Origin of the sequence: Amycolatopsis sp. DG1A-15b (assembly GCF_030285645.1) — a bacterium.
Taxonomy (GTDB): domain Bacteria; phylum Actinomycetota; class Actinomycetes; order Mycobacteriales; family Pseudonocardiaceae; genus Amycolatopsis.
In genome coordinates this window covers 4412293-4433410 of the sequence record NZ_CP127296.1, presented here as the reverse complement: position 1 = coordinate 4433410, position 21118 = coordinate 4412293, and the positions used below count along the sequence as shown (strand labels likewise).

General features: G+C 62.1%; 14 protein-coding genes. 11 read left to right on the top strand and 3 right to left on the bottom strand.

The genetic code is table 11. The features are described 5' to 3' along the window. Positions 1 to 10: 10 nt before the first annotated feature. Positions 11 to 1180, bottom strand: coding sequence for an NsdA family TPR-like regulatory protein (locus QRY02_RS20020; protein ID WP_285993051.1), 1170 nt, complete (start codon positions 1178 to 1180; stop codon positions 11 to 13). Between the two features lie 597 nt (positions 1181 to 1777). On the opposite strand from QRY02_RS20020, the gene QRY02_RS20015 reads away from it, so the two are divergent. The 10 genes from QRY02_RS20015 (at position 1778) to QRY02_RS19970 (ending at position 16574) form a co-directional block, all read left to right on the top strand. Further along, positions 1778 to 2020 carry a hypothetical protein gene (locus tag QRY02_RS20015; RefSeq protein ID WP_285993050.1) on the top strand — a complete coding sequence of 81 codons (243 nt, stop codon included), beginning with the start codon at positions 1778 to 1780 and terminating at the stop codon, positions 2018 to 2020. After that, positions 2017 to 2373, top strand: coding sequence for a helix-turn-helix domain-containing protein (locus tag QRY02_RS20010; RefSeq protein ID WP_285993049.1), 357 nt, complete (start codon positions 2017 to 2019; stop codon positions 2371 to 2373). The genes QRY02_RS20015 and QRY02_RS20010 overlap by 4 nt, the downstream gene beginning before the upstream one ends. Before the next feature lie 346 nt (positions 2374 to 2719). After that, positions 2720 to 3088 (top strand): signal peptidase I, encoded by a 369-nt coding sequence (locus tag QRY02_RS20005; protein ID WP_285993048.1) that lies wholly within the window; start codon positions 2720 to 2722, stop codon positions 3086 to 3088. 200 nt (positions 3089 to 3288) lie between these two features. Continuing rightward, positions 3289 to 5961: a DEAD/DEAH box helicase gene (locus QRY02_RS20000; RefSeq protein ID WP_285993047.1), complete on the top strand. Its 2673-nt coding sequence runs from the start codon at positions 3289 to 3291 to the stop codon at positions 5959 to 5961. A gap of 459 nt (positions 5962 to 6420) precedes the next feature. After that, positions 6421 to 7800 carry a hypothetical protein gene (locus QRY02_RS19995; protein ID WP_285993046.1) on the top strand — a complete coding sequence of 460 codons (1380 nt, stop codon included), beginning with the start codon at positions 6421 to 6423 and terminating at the stop codon, positions 7798 to 7800. Continuing rightward, on the top strand, positions 7797 to 8366 hold the full coding sequence (locus QRY02_RS19990; protein ID WP_285993045.1) for a hypothetical protein: 570 nt from the start codon (positions 7797 to 7799) through the stop codon (positions 8364 to 8366). Before QRY02_RS19995 ends, QRY02_RS19990 begins: the two co-directional genes overlap by 4 nt. 29 nt (positions 8367 to 8395) lie before the next feature. After that, on the top strand, positions 8396 to 10306 hold the full coding sequence (locus QRY02_RS19985; RefSeq protein ID WP_285993044.1) for a hypothetical protein: 1911 nt from the start codon (positions 8396 to 8398) through the stop codon (positions 10304 to 10306). Between the two features lie 1178 nt (positions 10307 to 11484). Continuing rightward, the gene (locus tag QRY02_RS19980; protein ID WP_502874220.1) at positions 11485 to 14646 is read left to right on the top strand and encodes an NACHT domain-containing protein; all 3162 of its coding nucleotides are present in this window, start codon (positions 11485 to 11487) and stop codon (positions 14644 to 14646) included. Between the two features lie 426 nt (positions 14647 to 15072). Then, positions 15073 to 15540, top strand: a complete 468-nt coding sequence (locus QRY02_RS19975) for a hypothetical protein (RefSeq protein ID WP_285993042.1) — start codon at positions 15073 to 15075, stop codon at positions 15538 to 15540. Next, on the top strand, positions 15537 to 16574 hold the full coding sequence (locus QRY02_RS19970) for a tyrosine-type recombinase/integrase (RefSeq protein ID WP_285993041.1): 1038 nt from the start codon (positions 15537 to 15539) through the stop codon (positions 16572 to 16574). Before QRY02_RS19975 ends, QRY02_RS19970 begins: the two co-directional genes overlap by 4 nt. Positions 16575 to 16649: 75 nt before the next feature. Here QRY02_RS19970 and QRY02_RS19965 read toward each other — a convergent pair whose 3' ends face one another. Beyond that, positions 16650 to 16841 (bottom strand): hypothetical protein, encoded by a 192-nt coding sequence (locus QRY02_RS19965; protein ID WP_285993040.1) that lies wholly within the window; start codon positions 16839 to 16841, stop codon positions 16650 to 16652. Between the two features lie 1346 nt (positions 16842 to 18187). Between QRY02_RS19965 and QRY02_RS19960 the strand changes: the two genes are divergently transcribed. Next, positions 18188 to 18556, top strand: a complete 369-nt coding sequence (locus QRY02_RS19960; protein WP_285993039.1) for a hypothetical protein — start codon at positions 18188 to 18190, stop codon at positions 18554 to 18556. A 135-nt stretch (positions 18557 to 18691) separates the two neighbouring features. On the opposite strand, the gene QRY02_RS19955 is transcribed toward QRY02_RS19960, so the two are convergent. Continuing rightward, a complete protein-coding gene (locus QRY02_RS19955) occupies positions 18692 to 19951 on the bottom strand; it encodes an IS701 family transposase (protein WP_502874218.1) in 1260 nt (419 codons plus the stop codon). Positions 19952 to 21118 lie beyond the last annotated feature (1167 nt).

Genomic DNA, 21118 nt, shown 5'->3' with positions numbered 1-21118 from the left:
GTACCGCCCTTCAGTTCGTCGGCCCGACAAGTCGAGCGATCCGACGCTGCTGCCGGACAGAACCGATTTCGACCGCCAGCGCCCGAGCACGCTGGGCGTGCGCGCGTCCCTCGACGCGCTCGCCCACCGCAAAGAACGCCGCCGCCAGGTCTACCCGCAACGCCGTCTCCGCGCGCGTGAACGTCGGATCGAGACGGCTCAACGCGGTGGAGAGCACGTCAACGGCGTCCGGCTCGCCGATCCGAGCGAGCGCGTGCCCGCGCCAGCGCGCCAGATGGACAGGATCGAGCACGACGTAAGGACCGTCCACCGCGGACACATCGGTTGGCAGCAACCCCGCAGCGCGGTCGAAGGCACGCATGCTCGCCGAGCGCTGCCCGTCCGCTGCGAGGGCTTCGCCGTGCGCAGCAGCGAGCCATGACCTGAGTAGGCGGCCGGCGATGCGCTGAGCCCGTCGCTCGGTGGCGCCCAATAGCTCGACGGCCGATGCCGTCTCGCCGACGTCGAGCAACACGAATGCCTGTCCAGCGGCTGTGTGCACCTCGAACGCCGCGTCGCCGGACTCGCGGGCGGCCGCTTTGGCTCGTTCGTAGAACTGCCAGGAGTCGCCGACGAACCCCATGTCGAGCTGCTGCCAGCCGGCGAGCGTGCCGAATTCGGCGAGTAGAGCTCCGAGCTGGCTCCGAATCCTCGGAGTCAGGCTGTGCGAGCGCAGGCGCGTGATCTGCCGGACCTTGGTGGCCACCTCTTCGTGCGCCGTCGAGGCACCCAGCTGCCGGTCGAGGCGGCGCACTGCGGCCAGCTGGTCGTCAAGCAAGGCCAGGACGTCGGTGTTCACGCGGCGGGCAGCGCTGAGCCGCTGCCGCAACTCGTCTTCGGCAGCCTCGACCGGCCCGCGGACGACGTCAGGTGACGACAGGAGGTCGTCGATTGGGAGGCCGAGCATCCGTTCGAGCAGGCGGGCGGTGGCTGGCCGGGGACGCCCGACTGGAGAGCCGTCCGGCTTGCGTCCCGAGATCAGACGCTGCAGGTGCCGCACGCTGAGCGTGCCGGGCTCGCCGAACGTGCGCGCGAAGCGCTCGGCATCCTCGACGAACTCGGCGAGCGTCTGACTTCGCTCTCGGAGCTTCAGTTCCAAAACGGTGCGCGGCAGCTCGCCGGTCCCGGCCTCCGCTGCCATCTCCGCTCCTCCTGACGTGCCGCCAGCGATATGTCCTCGCTAAGTCGTCCGCGTGACCTGGCGCCAATATGAGCGCACCAGTCAGGCTGATTTCAGATCTTACAGCTTGTAGTGGCTGGTCAGCCGGTAGGTAGCGGAGGGACTCGTGAGCGACGTAATACGGCAGGGGAGGGCTGCCGGACTGTACGTGAGTTGGCACCGGAGCGAGGTCGACGACCGCGACCACGCAGTGACCGACGAGGAGTTCTCTAGAGGTCGACGCGAGGCGTTGGGCCAGTACGAGGGACTGTGCGGGCACGTCGTGCTGCCGACGTCGATGCTCGTCGCGCCCGGCCGGCCGTGTGTCCGCTGCCGCGCGTTCCTGGTAGCTCGGACCACGCTTCCGACTGTCGAACGGCGCCTTCACTCACCGCGGCACCGCAAGCCGTCCCGCTGGCGTCGCCTCTTCCAGCACGTCCCGCAGGTCAACGTGCCGGAACAGGCCCACTCGCACAGCGCCGGCACTTCTAGCGCTCGCGCGTCTCAGACTCCGGAGGGGGTGGGTAGCGCCCCGATCGCGCCCGTCCTCGCCGGACGCCACGAGCGGCGGAGCGAGCGATGACGATCAGGCTGATCATCGCGCGCCCGCTACCCGGCACGGTGGGCGAGACCCGCCGCGTGGTCCACCTGTTCCCCCTGCCAGCTGACGCCGCCATGCCGGAGCACCTGACCGCGTACTGCGACGCCACGTTCGGCCCCGGCGAGCTGGAGCTGCTCGAACGCCCGCTCGGCATGCCGTGCTTGATCTGCCTCCAGCGCTCACCGCGCCCCACCAGCGAACTCCCAGCGGTCGAATCGTGACGCCGCCCGTACGGCCCGTTCTACCGACGTTTCAGCAGGAGCTCGACCCGCTACTGCTCATGCCAGTCCGGCTGTTCATCGCGTGCCTACTTGCCGACGGCGAGTGGAGCGACGACATCGCCGTTCGGAGCGCTCTACAGCTCGGTGAACGATCCTTCACGACGCATGTCGAGTGCCTGCGGGCGGCGGGATACCTAGAGGTCCGCACCCAAGGGGGCCGTAAGAAGCTCCGCATGGCGCCTCTCGGCGGGGATAGGTTCGCCGAGCACGTCGGCGCGCTGAGCCGGGTCACGTTCGCCGCTGTCAAACTCCTCCCGACCACGCGCCGCCCTCGGGGCGACGGCGAGCTGTGACGGGCGCGGGCGGCGTCTCGAATGCCAGCCCGCAGAGCCTTAAATGATCAGTCGTGACGAGCGGCGCAGGCGCCGCCCTGGCCGTCACAAGTGTGGTTTCCGCAGGTCGACTGGCCTTTCGACCCGTCACGCCAATCGAGACGGCGTGACAGGCTTAGGGACGGCGTGTGACGGTCGGTCTCACGCGGCGATAGCGACCTGGGAGGGTGTTTCCAACCCTAGGTTGTGGAACGCCGAGGGCCGGACCTGGGCCGGTAACACCGGACTCAGACATCGGCTTCGATCAGATCAGCCGATCGGCAGCTACGTGATGGGTGCTGAAGTACTGAAGCCGGGAGGTAACCGAATGGGCGACAAACCCGCGATCGGCAGCTGGACAGCTGGCAATGCCAACGACGACTCGACCGACACTCGGGGGTGGCTGGTGGGCCACTTCATCGACCCCTCGCAGGGTGTCCGTGCTACCAGCGACGTAGAGGTTAAGTGGGCCCAGCACCCGGCTGGAGACCGACGCACGAGGTGGACGAGGGACGACCAGCGCACCACGCTCGTAATCCTGATCGCTGGCAAGTTCCGGGTGGACCTCACCGGTGGAAGTGAGACGCTGAGTGATCAGGGCGACTACGTGATGTGGCAGCCGGGCATTGATCACTCGTGGGAGGCGCTGTCAACCTCGACCGTGCTCACCGTCCGTTGGCCATCCGCATCTCATTGACCCGAGGCCCTTGAATCGGTCAAGCCAGAACTTGTGGCGGGTCTACGACCCGAGTTCAGAGACCTGCGGGCGCCGCGAGCAGGTTCACCTGAAGAACCAGCTTGTGCCGTTCTCCGCGTTGCTGAAGCGCAGATAGCTCGATCGAGTGCACAGCCGACACCGTAAGCTTTACGGTCCCACGGGCGAAGGAGTCTGCAGCTGTGACGACGCATGACAACGCAGGTCGGCCTCGGCCACGCTTCAAGCGTCGCACCGAGCAGGCAGCGGGCGCGGCTGATCCGGAAGCGCTGTTCGGAGAGTTGCCCCGGACACCGGGCGGCGTCGGCGCTCTCTGGTCGCACCAAGCTGACCAACTTCGGACGTACGCCAGCGACCACCGAGAGACGCCGGATGTCGCGCTGGAGCTCCCAACCGGGTCCGGGAAGACTCTCGTCGGTCTGCTCATCTCGGAGTGGAGGCGCCGGACGCTCAGGCAGCGAGTTGTCTACGCCTGCCCGACCAAGCAGCTCGCACGCCAGGTGCTGATGAAAGCGAACGATCAAGGTATCCCGGCCGTACTGCTGATCGGTACGCACTGGGACTGGGACCAGGCCGAACTCGCCCGATATACCCGGGGCGACGCCATCGCCGTCACGACCTACAGCGCCATCTTCAACATAAAGTCGCACCTGGCCGACGCCCAGACCCTGGTGTTTGACGACGCACATGCCGCAGAGGGCTTCGTCGCCGAGGCGTGGGCGCTGAGCGTCAACCGCGGCATGGCCCAGTACGACCAGCTCTTCGACGCACTTGGCGAATCCGTCGAGCCGTCCTTCGTCGCACGGATGATCGCACCCGCCGGGCCGGCGGCAGATGCCTCGGAGGTACGGCTGATCCCCGTTGGCGCGGTTGCGCGCCACGCCAAGGACATCGATCGTGTCTTGGCAGGGTTTGACGCTGACGTCAAGAAGGAGAAGGACGCCTCCTACCGGTTCAGGATGCTGCGTGCCAACCTCTCCTCGTGCCTGTTCTACGTGTCGCGAAGCGAGTTCTACATCCGTCCGATGATCCCTCCGACATTCGAGCACGGCCCCTTCACCGATCCGACACAGCGGATCTACCTATCGGCAACCCTCGGTGATGCCGGAGAGCTGGAACGTGCCTTCGGCCGAACCGGCATCAAACGGGTCCCCGTGCCTACGGCATGGGACAGGACCGGCAGCGGGCGGCGCTTCTTCGTCTTCCCCGAGCTCGCCGCTTCACCGACCGATCCGTCGATAGCCGCCGACGACACAGAGGACCAAGATGACGCCGGCGCTGTCGACGAGCAGGTGCCGGCGGCGGGATTGGTCGGTGATCTCCTCGACTTGGCCGCGAAGCGACTCGTGCTAACGCCCGACGACGACTCGGCCGCCAAGATAGCCAAGGCGCTGCGTGTGCCCGCCAACGAGCAGTTCACCGCGAAAGACGCCGATACCGGAATCCAACCGTTCCTCGAGGCGGACACTGGCACCCTGCTCGCGCCCAATCGCTACGACGGCATGGACCTGGCCGACAACGCCTGCCGGATGATGCTGATGGCTGGCCTGCCGACAGCCTCCCATCTTCAGGACCGGTTCTTGGAGACCAAGCTGCGCGCCTCCGCCGTGCTCCACGAACGGATCCGCACCCGCGTCCTCCAGGGCGCTGGCCGATGTACCCGAGGCCCGAAGGACTGGGCCGTCGTCGTGGTGACCGGCGAGGACATCCTGCGGTTCTTGTCGCGTGACGAGGTTGCAAAGTCACTGCCGGTCGAGCTGCAGGCCGAGATCGATTTCGGCTTCGAACAGAGCCAGGAACCGGCCGATAACCTGCTCTACCTCGCCGAGAGCGCACTGGCCCAAGACGAGATCTGGCAGGAAGACGCTGAGCCTGAGCTGGCGAAGCTGCGCCGCGAAGCCACCCGCGTCCCGCAGCCGAACGTGGCCGAGTTGGCAGGGAGTACCGCACGCGAGGTCCGAGCGTGGACCTATGCTTGGCAACAAGACTGGGAGTCGGCGGCCCGGATGGCCGTCGACGTCTTCGAGAATCTGACGGCGCCCAGCCTGCGACCGTACCGCGCTCTGTGGGCCTACCTCGGCAGCGCCTGGTCCGCACTCGCCTCGACCAACGATGCCTCACCCGCCGCACTGCGCAGTTCCGAACTGCTGAGGAAGGCTCACGTCGCCGCCGTCGGAACCACGTGGCTCAAAGAAGTCCAACCGCTCCCCGAGGCGACCTACGATTCCGATCCAGTCGACGAGGAGGGAGTGGAAGGCGCCATCGCGCTCCTCAAGGGTCGACTGAGCTCGCTCACGAAGTTCGAGCGCGAGACTTCGACCATGCTCGCGGACCTCAATCAAAAAGAGGCTTCCAAGTACGAGCAAGGGCTGGTGCGGCTGGGGGAGCTCCTTGGCGCGGAGTCGTTCAAGCCGCCAGGCAAAGGCCGCGCCGACGCCGCGTGGGTGTGGAGTCCACTCTGGATGACCATCGAGGCCAAGAGCGAACAGAAGTCCACGGGCATGCTAAGCATGGACTACGTGCGCCAGAGCAACACCCAGCTCAAGTCGCTTGCCGCCGATCGTGACGTCGAAGTGCCGCCCGAGGGCAGCGTCTCGATCATAGTGTCGCCCCGGAGTGTCGTGGACCCTGACGCTGTGCCAATCGCGGAACCTCACGTCTACCTCGCCACACCGAAGTCCGTGCTGGACGTCGCGCACGACACGGTGCGGGCGTGGAAAGAGCTGCGTGGTGTGGCCAGCGGGGTGTCGGGCGACGTCTTGCATGCTGAAGTCGCCCAGCTGCTGTGGAAACACCGCGTGCTTCCGACGCAGGTGAAAGAACGCCTCTGTCGGGACTCGGTTCGTGGATCCTGAGGGCACCTGTTTCCAGCCCGTCGTCGCTCGACGGCAACTTGGCGTCGAGCCGACGAGTTCTGACGACCACGACGAGTCCTGGTGAGCCTACGGCGCCTATGAAGCGTCGGCCGTCAGCGGGTAAGTCTCGCTCGGCTAGGGGACTAGCCTGCGGCTTTCACGAGGTGGGCTGTCCAGCTCTTGATCAGGTATGCGCAGTGCTCCTGAGCTGCAACGATGAGACTTGTTTAGACCGAATCGTGACCGCTAGCGTCAACGCCCGCGATGACCGCGGCGAGCAGGGTGAATACACATGCCAGTGATCAACACACCGCCCGATGCGGAGATGCGCAACGAACACTAGAAGGCGTTCGTTGCTGAGATCGTTACTCGAACCAGGTGAGAGGCTGTTGCAGATCTTGCGGCGACGACGATATGACTGTTGGCTTGCCCTGGTCACTTGTCATAGCGGGGAGGAAGATGGACACGGCTGCAGGGGTTGTTGTGTCCGTACCCGCGGGCGATGACGCTGGGGCGCGAACAGCCGATCTGTATGACTGGCAGGCGGCCATGGCGACTGCCGATGGTTTGCGGTTGTTCGCTGATGCTCTCGACGCCGACGGTCATCTGCCGCCGGATGCGGACGGTCGCATCATCTGCGAGCACCACGAGGACTGGACAGTCCTGAACGCCCCGGATGCAGAGCTCGTGTCTGCGAAGCACCGCGAGCCATCATCAGGAGCGTGGACGACAGTCAAGCAGCTTGTCGACAAGGGTGGCTTGGCCCATCTGTTCGGCCGCTGGCTCGCGCTTGATGAGAAGCCGACCGTTCGGCTTGTGACCTGCGCAGCGCTGGCCCCGGGAGACCCGCGCAAGCTCGCCAAGGTCACCGTGTTGCTGCGGGACCAAGCTAAAGGGTCCGAACTAGATGCGCCGACGGTAACGATGGTGAACGAAGTCGCGACGGGCTTCGCAAAGGAACTGCTTCTACATCGTGATGGTTTGCCGAAGGAGTGGAAGGCGCCAGCCGAAGCCACCGCGAAGACGTGCGTCGTCAGTGACGCCCATGGTCAGAAAGTCTGTTCGTTCCTTGCCGCGCTGTTCATAGATGACCGCCGGCCGCACCGCGAGGTGACTGACCACGCGGCACCGAGCATGTATATGCTGCCTGTTCTGGGCAAGCTGGGTCGGCGGGATGTGCCGGCCTCGGCGGTCTGGGAAGCGGTGCTACAACTCTTCCGGGTGCGTATGCGCGCACACGGGCCGGTGCCGGACGGCGCACTTCCGCTCGTGCTTGCGACGTCCTCAAACTCGGGTGACGGGACGTCCGTATTCGAAGTGGGGCGGGCCCTGCTACCGCGCACGATTGATGTACACGATATCGCTATTGCCATACGAACCGCCCTGGCCAACCCATTGGGGTACATGCCGCTCGCGGTGCCCGCACAGCTGAGCAAGCTCAGCATAAAGATGGCCAGGGGCGGGTGCGCCGATACGAGCATTTCCCGGGCTGAACGGTTGCGCTCGGATTTCAAACGCTATTGGCGAGAGCGAGGCGATAGCGTGCCGGGCAGCACCGCGGAACGTTACGCGATGGAACGCATATTCCTGCGGGTTGCCGACGAGGCTACCGCGGACGTTAGAACGGCCACCGGGACTTGGGGCTCGCCTTTCTGGATAGCGCTGACCAGCCGACTTGACCGCCTACATGAAGCAGGCTCGCTCGATGACCTGGATAACGAGCTCGCGCTCGGCGGCGTCTGTGATCTAGCCGCTAGATGTGAGGTCTGGTTCAGCCCCCGATTCGACGTAAAAGCCGAGATCACGCGTCTACGCGCCGAGCGGGCGGCGAAGCCATGACGTCACCGAGCACCACCACCGGGGTCCTCGAAGCACTGCGAGACGATCTCGCATATCACCAGATGCGAGTTCTCCTCTTGGTAGCAGCCGTGGCCGGAAGCCAAGGACACGCCCGCAAACTCGACGGTCTCACCAAGCTCGCGAAGCTGGATTTCCTCATACGCTACCCAGCGCTCGCACCGCGTGTCCTGGACAACCTGAATGCCGAGGACGAGCGTTTGCACATCCCGGAGGACGTCGACGCAACCGATGTCGAGGCACCGATGACTCGATACAAGTACGGACCGTGGGACGATCGGTACTACCCGGTCATCGGTGCTCTGGTCGGACGTGGCCTACTTCGTTATATCGCAGGTCGACAAGGCAGCGTCGCCCTGGCGCCTACGCCAGCCGGTCGCAAGCTCGCCCAGAGCGTGGCTCGAACCGAGCCATGGAAGCAGATCGACGACCGGTGCCATGCCGTCGCGCAGGCAACCGGTGGCCTCACCGGCGCTGCATTGAAAGACCTCATCTACCGTCACCTGCCAGAAGTGATGGACCGTCCCCAACGGCAGGTCATTCGATGACAACAAGATTCCGGCTCGACGCTGTATCCTTGGATACCACCGAGGGGACGGTGACATACCAGTTCCCTTCGGCTCTCACAGTGCTTGCCGGGCCGGTCGGTGTAGGCAAGAGCACGCTCTTCGAGTTGATTAAGTACGGAATTGGTGGCAACGGCGAACTGGCCCCCGTCGCCGTCAAAAACGTTCGGGATGTCACGGTCCAGCTTACCTTGCGCGATGAACGCTTCACGCTCACGCGCAGCCTCGATCCAACAAAGAAGAACACTATTCGTGTGGTTGACCGAATCACCCGCGATCGCCTGCCGGATCATTTCGTCAAGGATCGCGAACCATCTCTGAATACGTTGCTGCTCGGCGCACTTGGACTGCCCACCGAGATGCGAGCCGCGGCGCGAACCGCAAATACTATCAAAGCTGGAAATCGTATCACTTTTGCGGATATTTTCACATTCATGTACGTCCGCCAAGCAGAGATAAATCGAGACATTGCCTCTAGTCAATCTCCTTACCGAGAGCCAAAGAGGAAGACTGTCTTTGAGTTACTGTTTGGGCTGACGGACTCTGATATTCTTCAGACTCGTTCCGATCTTGCAGTGCGCAACGGTGAGCTGGACACGGCAGACCGTGACCACGAGGTAGTGCTCCAGTTCTTGCGCGACAGCAACACGGCAAGCCGGGATGAAGCGGTCGCTGCACACGCAAGGGCTGCCGAGGCAGAGGCCGTGGCCGGAGCCGAGCTTGACGCACTCCGGCAAGCCGTTGATCCAGTTGTCGACCGCGAAACCCAAACTCTCCGCGACCTGCTTGGTGAGGCCGAGCGTAGCCTAGCGACGGCACGCCAGACTGCAATTGTTCTTGCGCAACAACAAGTCGACTACGGCGCGGAGCGACGGAGGATAACGCAAGATCTTGACCGTCTACGACGATTACATGACGCCGGTGAACGTCTTGCTGACTTTGAGTTCATGGTCTGTCCTCGCTGTATGCAAGACGTGCAACATAGGGACGTGGCCGCTGGTCACTGTCGACTTTGCCTGCAGCCGGACCCAGTCCCCACAGGCCGGACTGCGAATGCAGAGGAAAGCTATGAGCAGCGCCAGCTAAACGATCAACTGGCTGAACTGGAAGACCAACTTACAGGTAACGCGGAGCAGCTCGTCGAGGCGCAGCGCGCAGCGGAGCACCGCCATGCGCTCGTTGACCAGCTCAGCGCAAAGCTTGATGAGCGAACTCGAGACCGAATCACGCCCCAGTTGCAGGCTTACAGCGATGCATCCCAAAAACTAGCTGAAGCCCGTAGTCAGCAGGAGGCTCTTGAGCGTGTGCTCTTCCAGTGGGACCGCGCGGACGACTTGAGACTAGCCGCCGACCAGCTCAGGAATGAAGTACAACGACTACGTACAGCACTAGAACTGGCCGAGCGGCAGTTGGCAGAACGTAAGACAGAGATACTTGACGAGCTGGATGCTGAATTCGCGGAAACGATGACTGCCATCGGGGTTCCAAGCGTTGAGCGTGCAACGATTAACCGCACGAGCTACTTGCCTATGCTTAACGGTGAGATCTATACGAAGTTCAGCCCTGCTGGCGGCGTCCGCACTGCGACGCAATTGGCGTACTGGCTGACGTTGGTGTCGGTCGCGCTACGGCGCCGAGACACTGCCTACCCAGCATTTCTCCTGATTGATAGTCCTCGTACGTCGCTCAACAACAGCGATGACCTGGCGGCCGCTCTCTACCGTCGCATAGTGACTCAGGTCGACGCAGCCCAAGACCGACTTCAGATAATCATCGGTGACAACGAGCTTCCGAGTGACTATCGGCGCGAATACGATCAATTGGATTTCACTTACGAAAATCCCACGATCAATACTGTCGCTCATCCTGGCCCAGCTGCCGTCGAACCCCTTAACTCGTCCACTAGTGATGACGCCGAGTGATTGTGTGCTCGGCACGGGTCCCAGAAATCACGAACCGGTGTAACCAGTCCGCTGCGAGGTTGTGCGCCGTCGCTGTCGCACTCCAGCTTTGGCGATCACCTCATGCTGAGCTGATTGTCCTTGGGAGTCGGCTTGGATGATTGGGACAAGTAGCCTACAGTATGCTGCCTCCGCGCGGACGTTATTCCGAAGCGTGTCTCCGGAGGTCGGCCGGCGAGACGCGTTCCAGTGCCGCGTGTCCTCGGCCCTTACCCGCTCAGGCAGATGGCGGTCGACAAGTGTGTACGCACCCATCCCATCGACCCGGCCATGGCCGCGGCTTCGCGCCGCAATATTTACCGCTGCGTCCGTGATGATGCCTGAGGAACCCGACGACTGCGGCCAACAACACCATGATCGCCGTAGGTGGACGCCGCAACCGCGCCATGGACACCGCGCCATCGCCCCTACTTGTGTCGACCGTCATTGAACAGCCGTCGCGCCCGTGAGAAGGTCCGACAGATCGACACCGTACTGGTGTCGACTCGACGAACCGCTCCATGGTGACCTCCGCTCCAGGTGCGATGATCGCATCGGCTCCCCGGCAGAGCCGACTCGATGCGCGGATCGGCGCCCCGTATCATGGCGGTACTTGTGCCTGGACCAGCGAAGCCCGCCGCACCGCAGCCCTGGCCTTCTGGAACATCCAGCAAGCGGCCTACCACTTAGCTGCGGTTTCCGCAGCGGTGACATGGGGAACCGCAGAACTGAGCTGCCGGCCTTCTGCGAACCCCTGCTGGACGAGCGTCCGCGTCGTCGTCGAATCGATATCATCAGTCTGTAACTCACGAACCTTCGTAAGCGACGTCAGAATAACCAGAGAGTGCGCTGCGGTGGTAACCGGCTGAGCGTTGAGGCGCGACAACGGATGGCCCGCAGCTAGCGACGGTGTTCATGAAAGGTGTGAAGGTACGGTCTAATTTCATCGATGGCACTCAACACTTGGAGCACTTCATGTAACAGGGTGGGCATCCGTAGTGGTTATTTCGAACGTCGCGGGAGGTTGAGTTCTAGCACAAGCCAATGCCTGGTCGCAATCAAGGGCAAATCTTGAGTAGTGCGAAGGATGTAGTCTATGTGACCGAAGAAGTATTCAGCAACCTTGCAAAACGGCTAAAAACGTGATCGGAGATATCCGAATGCCTAAAAGTCTGAGTTTTTCTGATGCGGTCAGGTTGCTTGGCGGCGACGGTCCTACGGTCACTTGGATAAATAGAATCGGTGGAGTAGCTTCAGCAGTTATGACTGTTGCGACTGCTGGAAGCGTTGACCTCTTTGCGCTCCGGGACGAGATTGTCGGATGGAGTAGATCAATTGTTGGCAGGCTCAAGGAAAAAACAAGCGGTCTGAGTCGGTTTGATCGGACTCAGCGGCTTACGGCGGCACATTCAGTGATCGTAGTATTGTCATTCTATGATGCTTTAGAAGAGCTTATGCAAGAAATGCCGACGTTCAACCTGGATCAGGCGGAGATAACTGCGGAGGAGCAGGTTGCGCTGACAATCGATCAGCCTGTCGCACAGCGATATGCGGACATGGTCGCGTCATTGGTTGACGATCCTCCCCCAATGCCCGCGCCTCACCTTCCTTTTGAGCACGTGCTTGACGAACTTCAGGATTACTTTCAAAAAATCTCTAGTCGCGTGCATGCCTTCCTGATGGGTTTAAGTGCGTTCGCAGATAAGTCTCTCGGTGACGCGGCATTTGTCATACGACAGCGAGTTCCAACGCTTGCGATCGAGCGATATCAGGAACTATACCGTCAGCTCATGATCGAAGTTCCTGAATTTCGTGTCTGGTCCGGCATGATTGAAGCTCAAGTTGCGCGTGAAACAATTCGTCGCGGATTTGTGTCTCTGCGTGCAGATCTGGACAGTTTAGTTCTTTTAGAGAACTCCACTTTGGATAGCGTGAGAAATGGGCTTACCGTCAGGCATCGGCAAAAGGTAAAGCGTGCCGTTTTGCAGTCATCCGAAACTGCGCCACAAGCCATCTTGCCAACATTGGAGGACTCTTATGTAAGTCCGGACGGCCTTGTTGCAATTGCGGGCCCTGCGGACCTGCCCGCCACTGAGGCGTGGTGGCGTGATCGGCCTACCGTAGTAGACGTGCCGCGGTTCTTGATTGGCTACCTTACAACTAAAATGGCAGTCGAGCAGCCTCTGGTTATCCTCGGGCAGCCCGGATCGGGAAAATCCGTACTCACCCAGGTGCTCGCCGCAGACTTGCCTGATAGCAATTTCTTAGTTGTTCGAGTCGAACTGCGCAATATTCGTGCTGATTCTTCTGTGCAGCAGCACATTGAGCAGACGTTGTATCAGTCTCTTGGGGAGGAAGTCAGTTGGCCAGACCTCGTCCGCCACGCTGGGCATTCCTTGCCGGTCATAATAATGGACGGGTTTGATGAGCTTCTCCAAGCGACTGGTGTTAGTCGTGCTGACTACTTGGAGCAGCTTAGAGAATTTCAATTGCGGGAGTCTGAACTAGGTAGGCCAGTAGCTATCCTGGTTACCAGTCGAACCATCGTTGCCGATCGTGCGCGTTTCCCGTGGGGCACCGTGGTTATCAGATTAAAACCGTTTGACGATGATCAGGTCGAATCATGGATACGCGTTTGGAACTTATCAAATCGTTCGAGTCTCGAACGCCGCGGCCTGAAGATGCTTTCATCTCAAACAGTGCTTCAATATGAAGAGTTAGCACGCCAGCCATTACTCCTACTATTGCTTGCATTGTACGATGCTGGCGCCAATGGTCTTCAGAAATCGTCTGGACGTATCGGGAGGGTCGACCTTTATGAGCGCCTGTTTGCTGACTTCGTCTCTCGTGAGGTGGACAAGCACCATGATGGATTAACGCCCGAATTGCGCAATCTAGAAATCGGATCCGAATGGCGACGACTGTCCGCAGTTGCCTTAGCGATGCTGAATCGTGGCGGCGACGTAATAGCTGAAGCTGATTTGGAAGCGGATATAATTCATTTACTGACGCCGGGCGATAGGGGGTTAGGGCATGCATCCGCGATGCGGCAAGCGCTTACGGTCGGCCAATTGCTCGTGGGTCGCTTCTTCTTTATTCACGAGTCGCAAGCTAGTCGTGGTACAGGTAATCCAGAAAGAAGCTTCGAGTTCCTCCATGCCACCTTTGGTGAGTTTCTAGCTGCTCGTCAAATTGTAAACGCCTTAAAAGATCTTGTTGGCGACCGGGAATTTACGCGTCAACGAATTGGTATGACGCTAGATGCTGGTTACCTGTATTCTTTAACATCCTTTATTACAGTTGCGCGACGCGCGCCACTTTGGGAGTTTTGTCGAGGGTTCATAGATCGACTTGATTCGGATCTTAGGCAGCAAATCTTCAATCTTTCTGTTGAATTATTTGTTGATTCCGGATATTCGCATCCGACATGGTCTTTGGGTGCTTATGAGCCTCGCCGTAAGCCGCTCGCCGCGCGACACGCGACTTACTCGGCAAACCTTGCATGTTTCGCGGTCTTGGCCTCGGGAGGATCGGTAGATGCAAAGGACCTTGTTGGCGACCCTGTTGTCTCGCGGTGGCGATCTCAGGCGCTGCTGTGGCAGAGTCAACTTGATACTGAAGATCGCCAACGCTTATGGCAAGCTCTCCGGGTTGCATGGGACTTGTCCTCGGATCCTACGGCTCTCATGGTTCGGGTCGAAGACGGCTCAATTGTGCGTGTGTACGAGTCACTGCCTTGGCCTGCCGATGCTCGACCCGACGGTACGTTAGGGGCTGCCAGTCTGGATGTCTCGGTGCCAAGTGACACTGCTGTTGGCCGGGCTCTTCGCAGGTCTGCGTTTGTGCAGACTGCTCATGAAGTTCGTGAGCATCTATATGCACTGCTTCCTTACTGGCGTATCTGCGGGGACAGCAATGTGTGGATCGATGACCATATGTTGGTATCGAACGCAGGGAGCTTATTTGACGTTCTCTTAGATGTGCCACAGTCAAAGTATGACACTATTGACCGAAAGTTGCTGTATAGCGCCGCGATGCGGTACGGCAACAAAGAACAGCACCGTTTATTAATTGCGCAGATGGTTCGTGACTCGATTTACTTTGAGGAGGAGGATCTTGCTGCGGTTTTGGAAGTCATTCAACGCGGAGCTGCCGTCGATAGGTCGACAGCTCAGGCCATATCGATACTGAACAGAATGACCGCTGGCGCGCTTACTCGTGGGGAAATAGCAATTGCTGTTGCTGCAGGTGTTCGGAAACTAGAAATATCTGATATGTCGCTTCTGGTCTCGGCCCTTCTGGGCCTTGATCCCCATCTATAGTGAATATTTCAAGGGGTATATGCTCTCGGGGTGAGATCTCGTGAAGGGTCAACATCGCGATGTTTTGGTTTGTGCTATTCGGTTCAACGCTGTCGCCCGAGCAGGGCGTGTTCGCTGGCGTGCTGTAGTGCGCGCAGATTGAGTTCTGTCTGCTCAACGAATGCGGCAAGGGGTGCCCATTCGGAGTTATTCGGTCCGCTCGTTGGCCTGCCTCGAAGATGGCCCTGTGTAATCTCGGCTTCGCAGTTGGAGTCGTGTAGATAGTGAGCAAGATCGTCCTCGGACACAAAAACACGGGATATCTCCCGCACCACAGAGTAACAGGCCCGCCACGGCGGGTCTTTCTGGCGTTCAGCCCCAGCCCGTCTCGGCTACGCTGATCTTGACCGTGCCCTCCCCGCGCGACCGCTGTCGGGGAGGTGCGTCATGACCGGCATCCAGTCGCTCACGCTCCCACCCCGCACCGGCGTGCACGAACCTGCTCCTGCAGCGGTCGGAACCCTTGTTCCGTTGCCGATGCCCGCCTTACCAGATCTTGCCACCGGCGGACAGCGGCGATTCTCCACCGCGCTGCTGGACGCTTCCGGGCGGATCCAGGACCGCGGCATCGTCACCGCCCTGGATTGGAAACCGGGGGATCGGCTGCTGATCACCCAGATCCGCTCGTCCGCGGTGATCTGCCGCCGCGGCGACGGCGTCTTCCGGATGACCACCAAACCGTATGTCGTGCTGCCCGCCCCGGTCCGGCACGGCTGTCATGTGCTCGCCGGCAGCCGCGTCCTGCTCGTGGCGGATCTCGCCCAGGGCGTCTTGGTCGTGCACCCCGAACACGTGGTGCACGCGATGCTGCGTGACTTCCACACCACCCTTGCCGCTGGGGAGGCGGACCGATGACCGACACGATCACCACGAACCCCGCCGACCTCGAAGCCGCCCGCCTGCTGCTCTCGCGCCTGGGTGTCAACCCCGCCGACCTTCTCGACGAGCCGACCGAGGACAGCGACCGCAAGCCCGTCCCGACGATCAACGAATGGATCCCCGTCGTCGCCGGGCTCGTCTCGCCCAGCACCGCCGCCTCCTACGGCTCCTACTGGAACAAGGCCCAAGCGGCATGGGACGGGCGCCGGATGGACACCATCACCGCCAGCGAAATCAAGACCCAGGCCGAGATCGTCCGCCGCACCGCCCGGGTCCGGCGCAACTCCCGCGGCGGCCGCAACGCGGCCGAGAACTTCGTCGCCGCCATCCGCTGCCTCTACAAGCACCTGGTCAACGACCAGCGCATCGACGACCGCAACAACCCGGCCATCCGCGTCACCAAACCGCGTCGCAACCCCTCCACCCGCCGCGGCCTCGCCAACGCCCGGCTCATCGAGCTCTCCGACGTCGTAGCCAGCACCGGCAACGACCCGGAACTCGACGCGCTCATCTGCCGCCTGCACGTCGAGACAGCCTGCCGCCGCGGCGGCGCACTCGCCCTACGGCCCCGCGACCTCGACGAAAAGCAGTGCTTGGTCCTGCTGCGCGAGAAGGGCGAGACCGAACGCTGGCAGCCCGTCTCACCGACACTGATACGCCACCTCCTCGCACACGCCGAGGAACGCGGCGACGGCGACCGCAATGGACAGCTGCTGCGCTACGCCGATGGCAGGCCGATCACCGAACGCCGCTACGACTACATCTTCAACCGCGTCCAGGACGAACTCGACTGGGCCAAGGCCATGGGCGTCACCGCCCACTGGCTCCGCCACACCACGCTGACCTGGGTCGAACGTCGCTTCGGCATCGGCGTCGCCCGCGCCTACGCCGGCCACGCCGACAGCGGCAGCGACCTGACCACCACCACCTATGTCAAAGCCGACATCACCGAAGTCGCTGCCGCCCTGTCCGCCCTGACCGGCGAACCACATCCACTCGCGCCGGCCTGACCCGGTCTGCGAGGTGTTCGCGCCGTTGTTGTGTTGCGCGAACACCTCGCAGGTGGGGGCTACGGCGCCCTGTGGTCAGGGGAGCGAGCCGGGCTCGGCGTGCAGGGTGGCGTGGTAGGCGAGGACCATGTCGTAGAGGCGGCGCTGCGGGTAGATGACCAGCAGCTTGTGCTCGAGGAGCGCGGCGAGGAAGACCTGGTCGCCGGCGCGGACACGGCAACGAGAACGGACCTTCGTGGGCAGTACCAGGTTCAGCTTCGTCGGCACCCGCCTTCCGGCGGTCCAGTCGGTGGTGACAACGATCAGGCCTGAACGTACTTCGTAGCGAATCGGCATTCCAGCCGACCAGCCGAGCAGCGTGATGGCTGCTTTCGACGCTACGGCGCCTGAGCCATCCACTCGTACGAGGGCGAATCCTGCCGTTGAGGAATCAACTAGCGGTTCTAGCGGCGGGACGGGAAGCGGTGTGACCTTGGTGTCCGTCCTATGTAGAGGTGGCATTGCGAGCGTTTCGACGATGCGGTCGGCGGGCTGTATGACATGAGCCTTCGACGACAGGTCGGCCCCAGTCCTGGGAGCTGGGGTGCTGCTTGGCATCACTGGTTTAGGGGCGCTCGATGGTGTGGACACCTAGCCTCCACGTGTGTTGACGTGGGAGGGCGTCAGTTACTTGTGAACCACTCAGTCCAATGGTGCACGACGAACTGATGATCGGCAACGGACTCCTCGGCTCCAACCTGAGCGCGGTTGTCGATGGGGCGGCAGGAAATTGGTCATTCCTCCTCTGGGCGGACTTGGCGGGATTCGGCCCTGCGACGGCTTCGGGTAGTGTGCGACCGTCGCCCCGAGGCAGATACTGACTTCGCACGATCGGGCTACTGGTCGCAATGTGCGAGGACGGCAGGCCGCACAGTGTCGGCGCCTGGGTGGGCTCGGGTCCGTCGCGACGCCTTCGGACCCCGTAACGATCGGCACGAGCCAGCACGTCTTCGAAAGCAGGGGCGCTCGTCGGGTTTCGGCAACTCCCGGTAGCGAAGGGATCCTCTGGAAGTTGCCGCATGGTGTTTGTTCAGTGACTGCCCGCGCGCGGCACGGGGGCTGGGCTATCCCTGGAAGTCAGCTACCCGAACGTCGCGGCAGGCGGCAAGGTTGTCGATGTAACGGAATGAATCTCTTCGTCGACTGTGTCCTACAACGTCCCGATGACGGACAGGCGGACCATGGATGCGGTCAACGATTTCTTGAAAGAATATCTGAAGAGTCCCGACGACCTGCTTGAATTGGCACTTGGGTGGTCCTTCTTTCCGAGTGTAGTTTTGACACTCTTTCTAGTGCATGGGTTTGTGAAGTCGTGGTTGGATATTGCAAGTGGATCGCGGAAGTTAGCGGGAAAAGTTGCTTGGACCGCTGGCAGGCTGACAAAGACTCCTCGTGGGCGGTTGTTGTCAATATCTGCCCTAACTTCGCTGACTATTTTACTGGAAGCGGCTTGGTCGATATCGGTAGTCGTCCTAGGAAACATCGTCTAATACGCTTACTTTGGCTACTACAAATCTCCGCTGTCGGACTTTGAAAAGAAGTCGAACCTATTCAGTCTTCCACCTCATGAGGTTTTGTATCGAATCAACTGGCTCGACTACGGCAACTTCAGTGTGGTTTATCTGTCCATCTTGTCGGTTCTTCTGATTTGTGCAGTTGTTCGGCGGCATGGAATTGGAAGTCTTGGCGTCTGGGTTGCCACCTTGCCGCTGATTCCAGTCGTCGTAATCGTAGCATTCGCTACGTTTATAGAACTGGTCTTGGATGTGTTCTTGCAGGGCGCGCCGATGTCGAAGTATCCGGAACTGGGGTGGCAGGGGGCGTTCCTCGGCGTAGCGGCGATCTTCACTCTTGCGTCACTTGCCGCATTCACGGCTGCCGAGCGGTTGAAGGATCAGTGGTCGGCATTGCTGAACAAGGGCGGCAGCCGTACGGGCGACTAGTAGTGCTTTGTTAGGTGCTGTTGAGCTGGGGCTTCTGTCTTGGGGTTCGGGTCTGGACGGGTTGTCGGCAGGTGTGGCAGACGCCTGTCCAGGCGGCGAGCAGGGCTTGGAGTTCGCGCAGGACTGCGTAGAGGGTCAGGCCTGCGCAGGGGCTTTTGGGGTGCGGCGGAGCTGGGTGCAGATGGCTTGGGCGACGGCGGCGAGGGTGACGTGGCGGTGCCAGCCGAGCCAGGAGCGGCCTTCGAAGTGGTCCAGGCCGAGGCCGTCTTTGAGTTCGCGGTAGTCGTGTTCGATGCGCCAGCGGAGCTTGGCCAGTCGAACCAGGTCCCGCAGCTTCGTGTCGGCGGGAAGGGTGGAGAGCCAGTAGTCGGTGGGCCCGGGTTCGCCGGGCGGCCACTCGGCCAGCAGCCAGCATTCGGGCAGGCTGCCGTCGATGCCGCGGGGGATGTTGCGGTTGGCCGGGCGGACCCGCAGCGCGAGGAACCGTGATCGCATGCTCGCGGTCGGGTCGCCGGGGGATTTGCGTGACCCGTGTCGCCAGACCACGTACCGGCCCGCCGATCGCCCGGCGGCCACCACGAGGGACTTCAAATCCTGCGGCGGGTCGGGGTAGCGCGGCTGCGGCGGGCGGCCGGTGCCCTTCCATGCCGGCGTGACCGGCACCGCCTCGGCGGGATGGGCGGTCGCGGTCGGGCTGACGGCGAGGGCGTAGGTCAGGCCGCGTTCGGTCAGGCCGAGCCGGAACTCGATGGCGTCGCCGTAGCCCGCGTCGGCCACCACCGGCCGGCCCAGTAGGTCCCATTCGGTGATGATCTCGTCGAGCATTTCCAGCGCCAGCCGCCACTTCTCCCGGTGCCGCACCTCGTCCGGGATCGCGCTGCGGGCCCGTCGCCGCCGGATCTCGGCTGCGGTCTCGCTGTCGGCGGCCTTGGTGTCGTCCCAGGACTCCGGCAGGAACAGCCGCCAGTCGATCGCGGCGGAGGCCCAGTCGGTGACCGCGTGCACGCTGACCCCGATCTGGCAGTTCCCGGTCTTGCCCAATGCGCCGCAGTACATCCGCGCCACACCGGGGGAATCCTTGCCGTCCTTGGGAAACCCGGTGTCATCGATGACCAGCGCGTCGGGGTCGACGAACTCACCGGCCCATCCGGTCAGACGTCGCCGGACTTCGACGTGGTCCCAGGTCGAGGTGGTGACGAACTGCTGCAACTGCTGGTGATCGACGCCAAGCCGTTCGGCCATCGGTTGCATCGACTTGCGTTTGCCGTCCAGCATCAGCCCGCGCAGATACAACTGCCCCTTCGCCCGCTGATCACGCCGCGCGAAACCGCCGAACATCCGCCCGGCGAACTCCTCGATCACCGGACGAACCTCGTCCATCTCCTCCGGAAGCACCCGCACAGGAGATCACATCGACGCCCAACCAGCCACAACGACACACCTAACAAAGCACTACTAGGGCCTGTATTGAAGTTGTCTCGAGCCGGTTGAGCTGGAGTTGGTGTTGCTGGTCGTGTCGGCGGTCGAAATAGGTGAGGTCTCCGGTAGTTGGTTCGTCGACGAAGAAGCAACCTGAACACCGGAGACCTCGTGGACACCCAAGCGGTGACGAGGCGGTTCGCATGACCGATGAGCAGTGGGCAGCGCTGGAGTCGTTGCTGCCTGAACCTGAACCGTCACGGCCGGGTCGGCCGTCGTTGTGGAGCATGCGACAGCTGATCGACGGGATCGGTTGCCGGTGCGCTGCGGCGGGACATGCCAGCAGGTTATGGCTCCTGGGAGGCGGCTTATGGGATGTTCCGGCGATGGCAGCGTGCGGGTGTATGGCAGGCGGTCGTGACTGCGCTGCAAGCTCTGGCCGATGCGGCTGGGCAAATCACGTCGGACGTCAGCGTGGACTCCACGATCGCGCGGGCGCATCAGCATGCCGCGGGTGAGCGGGAAAGGGGGATCTGCAGGCTGAGCCGCCGGGCGGGGCCACCGTCGAACCGGATGATCATGCGTTGGGCCGGTCGCGGGGCGGATGGACCACGAAGCTGCATTTGGGATGGGAACAGGGGACAGAAGCCGTTGTCGATGGTGCTGACCGCCGAGCAGCGCGGCGACAGCTCGCAGTTCATCCCCGTCTTGGCCGGTATCCGAGTGCCCCGCTCGGGCCGTGGCTGGCCGCGTACCCTGCCCGGACCGGGGGCTGGCGGACAAGGCCCACACCTCCAATGCCGACCGGGCTCACCTGCGCCGCCGTGGTATTCGGGCGACCATTCCGAGCAAGGCCGATCAGGACGCACACCGCAAGGCCAAGGCGTCGAAGGGCGGCCGGCCACCGACCTTCGATCCCGACGTCTACAGACAAGTGTCCGGACAACCGGGGGAAGCTCACAAAGGCACGCTGTGGAATGCGGCATCAACCGGCTCAAACGCCGCCGCGCCGTGATCACCCGCTACGACTGCTTGCCGTCCGCTACGAGGCCACCGTCCACGTCGCCGCGATCAACGAATGGCTCTGACCGAGGTCGATACAGGCCCTAGGGGCCGATTTGAACATGCGTATGTGTCCGGGAC

Coding starts and splice junctions, on each gene's coding strand:
- QRY02_RS19980 (WP_502874220.1), top strand. CDS start 11,485: ATGCCTAAAAGTCTGAGTTTTTCTGATGCGGTCAGGTTGCTTGGCGGC.
- QRY02_RS19975 (WP_285993042.1), top strand. CDS start 15,073: ATGACCGGCATCCAGTCGCTCACGCTCCCACCCCGCACCGGCGTGCAC.
- QRY02_RS20015 (WP_285993050.1), top strand. CDS start 1,778: ATGACGATCAGGCTGATCATCGCGCGCCCGCTACCCGGCACGGTGGGC.
- QRY02_RS20020 (WP_285993051.1), bottom strand. CDS start 1,180: ATGGCAGCGGAGGCCGGGACCGGCGAGCTGCCGCGCACCGTTTTGGAA.
- QRY02_RS19970 (WP_285993041.1), top strand. CDS start 15,537: ATGACCGACACGATCACCACGAACCCCGCCGACCTCGAAGCCGCCCGC.
- QRY02_RS19995 (WP_285993046.1), top strand. CDS start 6,421: ATGGACACGGCTGCAGGGGTTGTTGTGTCCGTACCCGCGGGCGATGAC.
- QRY02_RS20005 (WP_285993048.1), top strand. CDS start 2,720: ATGGGCGACAAACCCGCGATCGGCAGCTGGACAGCTGGCAATGCCAAC.
- QRY02_RS19990 (WP_285993045.1), top strand. CDS start 7,797: ATGACGTCACCGAGCACCACCACCGGGGTCCTCGAAGCACTGCGAGAC.